The organism is Ferroplasma sp. Type II (genome assembly GCF_000496155.1).
In genome coordinates, this window is sequence record NZ_KI542809.1 from 1,034 (window position 1) to 7,967 (window position 6,934).

Annotated in this window: 8 protein-coding genes; 6 read left to right on the forward strand and 2 right to left on the reverse strand. The window is 41.2% G+C overall.

The features are described 5' to 3' along the window. Positions 1 to 176: 176 nt before the first annotated feature. Both ribA and AMDU4_RS12710 read right to left on the reverse strand, forming a co-directional pair. On the reverse strand, positions 177 to 755 hold the full coding sequence (ribA, locus tag AMDU4_RS12705) for a GTP cyclohydrolase II (RefSeq protein WP_021788340.1): 579 nt from the start codon (positions 753 to 755) through the stop codon (positions 177 to 179). A 131-nt stretch (positions 756 to 886) separates the two neighbouring features. After that, positions 887 to 1,804, reverse strand: a complete 918-nt coding sequence (locus AMDU4_RS12710; protein ID WP_290705372.1) for an IS5 family transposase — start codon at positions 1,802 to 1,804, stop codon at positions 887 to 889. A 79-nt stretch (positions 1,805 to 1,883) separates the two neighbouring features. Here AMDU4_RS12710 and AMDU4_RS12715 point away from each other — a divergent pair, with 79 nt between their 5' ends. From AMDU4_RS12715 to AMDU4_RS12740, 6 genes are all read left to right on the forward strand, one after another. Next, the gene (locus AMDU4_RS12715; RefSeq protein ID WP_021788342.1) at positions 1,884 to 2,195 is read left to right on the forward strand and encodes a hypothetical protein; all 312 of its coding nucleotides are present in this window, start codon (positions 1,884 to 1,886) and stop codon (positions 2,193 to 2,195) included. A 249-nt stretch (positions 2,196 to 2,444) separates the two neighbouring features. Further along, positions 2,445 to 3,047 carry an MFS transporter gene (locus AMDU4_RS12720; protein WP_021788343.1) on the forward strand — a complete coding sequence of 201 codons (603 nt, stop codon included), beginning with the start codon at positions 2,445 to 2,447 and terminating at the stop codon, positions 3,045 to 3,047. A gap of 36 nt (positions 3,048 to 3,083) precedes the next feature. After that, entirely contained in the window at positions 3,084 to 3,668 is a 585-nt protein-coding gene (locus tag AMDU4_RS12725) for an IS607 family transposase (RefSeq protein WP_021788344.1), read from the forward strand. Next, positions 3,665 to 4,837, forward strand: a complete 1,173-nt coding sequence (locus tag AMDU4_RS12730; RefSeq protein WP_021788345.1) for an RNA-guided endonuclease TnpB family protein — start codon at positions 3,665 to 3,667, stop codon at positions 4,835 to 4,837. The genes AMDU4_RS12725 and AMDU4_RS12730 overlap by 4 nt, the downstream gene beginning before the upstream one ends. A gap of 65 nt (positions 4,838 to 4,902) precedes the next feature. After that, complete coding sequence (locus AMDU4_RS12735; protein WP_290705369.1) at positions 4,903 to 5,592, forward strand: hypothetical protein; 690 nt, start codon at positions 4,903 to 4,905, stop codon at positions 5,590 to 5,592. A 127-nt stretch (positions 5,593 to 5,719) separates the two neighbouring features. Beyond that, a partial coding sequence (locus AMDU4_RS12740; RefSeq protein WP_021788347.1) for a DEAD/DEAH box helicase occupies positions 5,720 to 6,934 on the forward strand: 1,215 nt, incomplete at its 3' end.

The window sequence follows — 6,934 nt, forward strand, 5'->3', positions numbered from 1 at the left end:
TCCCATACACCTATAATTATTAGGTATATATTATGTTTTTCAATATTTAGCAATCATTTTTCCATTTATCCAAGATATTTACTGGTACAAAAATAATATACGTTAAGATTTATAGAAATTCTGCCATTTCCGTGAATAATTACATTTTATGAAGATGGAAACAACTAATGGAAATTTTAAAGCATATGCCCCATCTTGTCCTTTTTTGTTTCAAGATAGAATTTGTCAAATTCCGTGGGTTGAATTATCACTGGTATTCTCCTGTTTATTGTTATTCCGTTGTCCTCCAGATATTTTATTTTTTCAGGATTGTTTGTCATTAACTGTACCGATTTTATCTTAAAATATTTTATTACATCTACAGCAAAATTATAGTGCCTGTTATCCGCAGGGAGCCCCTGCTCAACATTTGCCTCTACCGTATCTTTTCCACTATCCTCAAGATTGTATGCCCTGATTTTATTTAAAAGACCAATGCCACGCCCTTCCTGCCTTAAATATATTAGAATTCCCCGTTCCTGGCTTCCTATAAATTTCAATGATGTGAGGAGCTGGTCCCTACAATCACACCTCATTGATCCGAATACATCACCTGTAAGGCATTCAGAATGTATCCGAATCGGGACATTATTCTCTCCTTCGATGTTGCCATGCACCAGAACTGCATGGTCTTTGTTATCCTCATTTTTAAAAACGTATATTTTAAATGAACCAAATCTGGTAGGTAATTCTGCTTTCGCATAGAATTCAATCATACTAATCAAAAGAAATTACAAAATTCTATAAAAACATATTTAAAATTTTTTAATCAAAGTGCTCTGTTGAATAAAGATCATGATTTCCACTCTCTTCACTTTTCATCTGATTGTATTCTTCTTTTCAGCCTCTAATTCATCTGATTTACCTCCCTTTTTGCCCTCTGGTATCCTTCTGCCTTTAGTCCTTCTTTAGACCTGCTGACACAGTTCTCTCCAAACTTCCTCTTTGTTGCAGAGAATGTTCCTTCAGTTCCAGGCCACCTCATACCGTAATGCTTCTCTTCTGCCCACTGTTTGTAACCTTTCTCCCTGTATTCTCTTACCTCTTTTCTTCTGTACCTGCTTCCCCTTTGCCTGTTAGTGGAGGCATTCTTCCTGATCTTGATCACCGGTATGTCACCGATGGAATGTGTAATGTTGAAGAGATTGTTCACATCTAATGCACCATCACCGTAGAATGTTTTTATATTGACTCCCTTCTTTACTGCTTCCTTTATGTGCCTGGATGCGGTTTCCGGTTCAGATGGCCCAGTACCTTCTATATGTGATTCTATCCCTATGACCTTCTTTGTATTCACATCTGCTGTTATTATAACAACAAGATGCTTTCTCTGCCTTGTATCAGGATCTCCGTATTTCATTATCCTGTAAGAACCTGCATTGTTTGTCTTCATTCCAGTGCCATCGGTACCAAGTTCTGCATACTGAATGCCCGAAATATCAATGTCAGGAATCTTATTATGTATGCGGTGCCATATGGTGGTATAATCACCATATTCTGGTATTATCCCACGATTAACAAGTGATCTTGCCATTCCTTCGAGGCCACGGTAATCCAGATACTGGTGCCATATCATCATGAACTGCATGAACGATTCCGGGAAGAGGAATGGCGATCCCCTTTTACCAAGATTCATTTTCTCAAGTTCAGAGTCCCACTGATCCACGAAATCAAAATCAAAGAAGAACGTCCCTCTTATGACAAGTTCCTCGTTGTATTCCTTCCAGTTTCTTCTGTCCTTGCAAGTCTTTCCCCATCTCGATATTTATGGCACCTATTTAATACGGCTATACATAGCCGTATGATAGCAAAAAGGTATTTATGCCCTTCCATTATAATATTTCATGAAGACTGCAATTCTGCTGAAGATCCATGCCAGCTATAAGTCCGGGGAAAGGAAGAGTTCTGTTGACAGGATGCTGCGTAAACTCTATGGATATGATGATCCTTCCAACTATTCAAAATACCATTATCACAGGGAAGGATTGCTGGAAACAATTCCCTCGGTAAGGTATGAGAAAGGCCTGGTCATGATCAGGGAGGAAGATCTGGATACCGTTGTATCCTTTATCAAGAAATACAATGCTGATTACATGAAATGGAAAGTAATTCCAGAAGAGGAAGAAATGAAGCAACTCGGACTACATGTTGCTTAAGTATTTATTCAACACAGCATAATCAAAGAAACATATATTTGCATTTATCCGGAAAATAAACTACTTTATTCTCCCTGTGCATTCACCCATAAATTTCCCCATAATTCCATGGTTTTCATGAAATAATTCATAATAAAGAGTGGAATGTTCAGAACTTGGTACTAGAATCGCCACTGCCTGTCAACCGGAATTTTGGCGACATCAGGCTTATATATTTTATATAAATAGGGGCTAACTTACGGTCTATGTATGAAAAACCTTTCCATCTTCGGAAGAAGCCTGAATAATCCTATTGTCAATACTATTTCTTACGCTGAGTTTATTAGGGCCTTTGGCCAGTATGTAGTATGGATAATCATGTCTATCTACCTTTACGAGGTCAGGGGGCTAACCTATGTAGATGTAGGTATAGTTGCCCTTGCCGGTGGACTGCTTAGTTTCCCTGCCTCACTGGCATGGGGAAGTCTCGTTGACAGGATTGGAAGGCGTCTGGTTGGACTCATGGTGCCAACTGCGAATATAATTATATTTTCAGGAATGTTCTTTGACATATTTCTCGGTGGCCCAACCTGGATTCTTATACTGTTCTATGTCATCACAAATCCGGTAAGTTCAGCCCAGTACATAAATGACGGAGCCTTAATTTCAGATACTACTGAGGAATCCGACCGCGTTGAGGCATTCAGCAGGACAAGGGTGGCAGGCAACATAGGTATCGGATTGGGGCTAGTGATTGGTGGAATCATTGCAACGTTCAATTACTCCGCAGTCTTCGTTGCGCCAGCAGTGGGTTCTCTTATTGAGTTTATACTTTATTTCTACAGAATAAGGGTTCAAACAGTTAATGAATAGTATTATATATATTTCTAATATGTTGTCATAAGTATCATGGAAAAACTCTATACCATAAGGGATGCCTGTAAAATACTCCAACTCAATCCGAACACACTCAGGAACTGGGACAGGAAAGGAAAGATCAAGTGCATCAGGCTCTCAAACAACTTCCGGCGTGTGCCTGAGAGCGAGATCAATCGTATACTCGGCATAAAAAATAACAGGATGTCTTTCATCTATGCAAGGGTATCCTCACATGATCAGAAAGCTGATCTGGACAGGCAGATTCAGAAATTGCAGGCAGTATCACCGGAATCCCATGTTGTCTCAGACATAAGGGGCGGAATGAAGTTTAACAGGAAAGGTTTTATTGAACTCCTGGAACTGGTGGAGAAGGATAAGGTTTCCACCATCTATGTGACGCACAGGGACAGGCTGGCACGTTTTGGTTTCGATCTTGTGGAGAAGGTATGTAACATCCATGGAACAGAAATTGTGGAAACTGGCGGTGAGGAAATATTATCGGCCAATGAGGAACTCACAAAGGACCTGATCTCTATAATAACCTCCTTTTCTGCAAGACTCTATGGCCTCAGATCACACAAGTTGAAAAATATACTGGAGGCAGTAAAGGAATGACACATCCCTGGATATCTTCAGGTTCAAAAAGAACAGTATGGTGGAATTATGTTCCATCCCCTAACATTATGCAGTACCTCGGAGACATGAGAGACGCCATTCATGAGGGTACAATGAAGGCTGAGGAGATACGCAGGATGAATGGCAAGATCCCTTCACCCATTGATCTCCGCAAAGCGATCAAGCCATGGTTTGACATGAAGTATGATTATGCAAGGCATCATGTCAATCCCGTATGCAGGTCCTCCATAGCAATCCTCAGATCGTTTAGGAAGAACAGGAAGGGAAAGAGATATCCAGAAGTGAAGAAGCTTGCCATGAGGCTCGACTCCGAACTCGTGAAGATTGTAGATAATGCTATGAGGATCACGATCCGGCCAGGGGAATATGAACTCATCCCCCTTAATACTAAGAACAGAAAATTCTATGAATACGCTAAATACAGAATATCTGAGGTGCTCATAACTGACAGGATAGTGTCAGTGACGTTCATTATCCCCGATGTCAAACCTGTCGGGAAAGAGATCACGGGCGCTGATCTGAACTTCAAAACTGTTGATATGACCACTGTGGAACTTGCAAATAAAGAAATTGCCAATGTGGAAACAGAAAAGGTTGGGGCCATCGTAAAGATACAGAATGATTTCTCACGCAGACGGCAGAAGATACAGAAGCATATCAGAAATCCACAGAAACGCACCAAGAAGCTGAAGGAGACAAGGGGGAGGCAAAGAAGAAGGATAAAGGATGCAATGCACAAACAGTCCACCACAATAGTGAGAGAACATCCTGATACCTCCTTTGTCCTCGAGGATATGAAAGGCATAAGAAAAAGTGGCGAGGATAAGGGGAAGAAGTTCAGAACTTATCTGAACAGATGGCCATATTCTGAATTCCAGAAGATGATAGAATACAAATCGCAGAAAAAGACAATATATGTGAATCCACGAGGGACCTCCTCAGAGTGTCCCGTATGCGGTGAAAAGGTAAAGCACCCTGCGTGGAAGATATCCAGATGCGACAACTGTGATCGGGACTACGACAGGGACAGGCTGGCCTCACTGGCCATAACCCACCGTGGTATCGATCTTTGCGGAGATCCGTTCCCCGTGAGTGCGTTGGCCTCTTGGCAGTCCATGAAGAATGAATACCTGTACATCAGAGATTAACCTGAGATCCCTGAAGCAGGTTCGACTGAGACTGCCTACGCTACGAACAGGACAGGTGCACAACATTGCACAATGTCTTGAGAACGGATACCAGAAATCAGAGTACCATTGAACAGTCAGTGTCGACTGGCCATAAAATCTTCATTCCCCGTAATGATCTTTTTTTCATTGCTGCAGCCATACTCACCACCAGCGCATATTTTGTTTCCGGCATGTTTGAAAGTCCAATAACACCACTCTTCCTCTCCTCAAAATACGGTTTTGCCACATACTACATAACTGCCCTGTTTGCAATAAATACTGTTGTGGCGATCCTTTTTCAGAATTCCATCAACGTGGTCACAGGAAAGTGGAAAGACTCTCTCAGGATCTCATCCGGCCTCGCACTCTATGCTGTAGGATATTTAATAATCGGATTAACGCCATTTTTCCCCGTAGTGGCTATGGCCATAATTGTTCTAACTCTTGGAGAAAATCTTCAGGTTCCTGCTACCATGGCTTTTATAACAAGACTGGCACCACAGAATCAGAGAGGGGGTTATCTGGGATTCGCATCGGCCATTGGAAGTCTGATCTACCCATTCAGACCACTTGTTGGAACAATTATCCTTGCAGCACTGATATTCAGTCCTGTTGAACTGTGGGGTACCTTTTCCCTGATGTGCGCCGCAATATCAGTGATTTTCCTCCTGTTCAGCATGAGTCACCGTGCAGGTAGAGGGCAGGAAGTGAGCACCCATGCTAACATTAAATGATAATATAGTGCTTCAGGCTATTTTCAATACACACATAATCAATTCTGGAGGTCGATGATGTTAACTATAACCTGAGTTTTAGGTAAAAATTATATAGAAATATGAACTATCTTACAGATTATCGCCGATGATATACAATAAACAATTTAAAGTAGAAGAGACATTGCCTTTTCTCGATGACATTGTTGCACAATGGTTCAATAACAAATATAGTGATTTGAGCGAACCACAGAGAAAGGCAATACCCCTTATACATGATAAGAAAAATGTGCTGGTATCATCCCCTACCGGAACAGGAAAAACACTTACTGGTTTTCTTTCTATAATAAATGAACTTTTTAAAAAAGCGAGGAACAATGAGCTTGAGGAGAAAATATACTGCGTGTATATATCACCATTAAAGGCACTGGCAAATGACATAAACAAAAACCTCAATGAGCCTCTTTCCGAGATATATGACCTGGCAAGAGAAAAGGGTCTGGATATTCCAAAGATCAAAGTTGCAGTCAGATCTGGGGATACAGCCCAGAACGACAGAAACAAAATGCTCAAGAAGCCCCCACACATTATAATAACTACTCCAGAGTCCTTTTCACTGGCAATAACTGCAACAAAATTCAAGGAAAAATTTACTGGAGTAGAATACGTAATACTGGACGAGATACATGAGGTTTCATCTACAAAGAGAGGTTCATTGCTCTCATTTAACCTTGAAAGGCTAGAAAACTTGTCTCCCGGATTTGTCCGCATCGGATTATCGGCCACACAGGCACCTCTGGAGCTTATAGGGACATATCTCTGTGGCTATAATGGAGAAAGAAAAAGGGATTTTGAAATAATTGAAGTAAACACCAATAAATATCTTGACCTTAGCATAATCACACCTGTGAAGGACCTCACACTGGTGAGCTATGAGGTCGCCAATGAGAAGATGTATGATATACTCGTTGACCTTGTAAACAGCCATAAGACAACGCTTATATTCACAAATACCAGAAGCTCAACTGAGCATGTTGCAATGAGGCTCAAGGCCAGAGGAATAGAAAATATAGAGGCACACCATTCCTCACTGGGAAAACAGACAAGAATAGAAGTGGAGAACCGCCTCAAGGACGGGGAGTTAAAATGTGTGATAACATCCACATCGCTTGAACTGGGAATAGATATTGGATATATTGATATGGTTATACAGATAGGAAGCCCCAAATCGGTATCCAGGGCACTGCAGAGAATAGGCAGGTCTGGCCATGGGGTTAGAGATTTATCACTGGGCAGGTTTATAGTTTTTGACCTTGATGACCTCATGGAATGCGCTGTCATGACAAAGGCTGCATATGACCAT

What these genes read in the sequence shown, in the direction of transcription:
- ribA (WP_021788340.1), bottom strand. Translation starts at nt 755, where the DNA reads ATGATTGAATTCTATGCGAAAGCAGAATTACCTACCAGATTTGGTTCA.
- AMDU4_RS12715 (WP_021788342.1), top strand. Translation starts at nt 1,884, where the DNA reads ATGAAGACTGCAATTCTGCTGAAGATCCATGCCAGCTATAAGTCCGGG.
- AMDU4_RS12720 (WP_021788343.1), top strand. Translation starts at nt 2,445, where the DNA reads ATGAAAAACCTTTCCATCTTCGGAAGAAGCCTGAATAATCCTATTGTC.
- AMDU4_RS12725 (WP_021788344.1), top strand. Translation starts at nt 3,084, where the DNA reads ATGGAAAAACTCTATACCATAAGGGATGCCTGTAAAATACTCCAACTC.
- AMDU4_RS12730 (WP_021788345.1), top strand. Translation starts at nt 3,665, where the DNA reads ATGACACATCCCTGGATATCTTCAGGTTCAAAAAGAACAGTATGGTGG.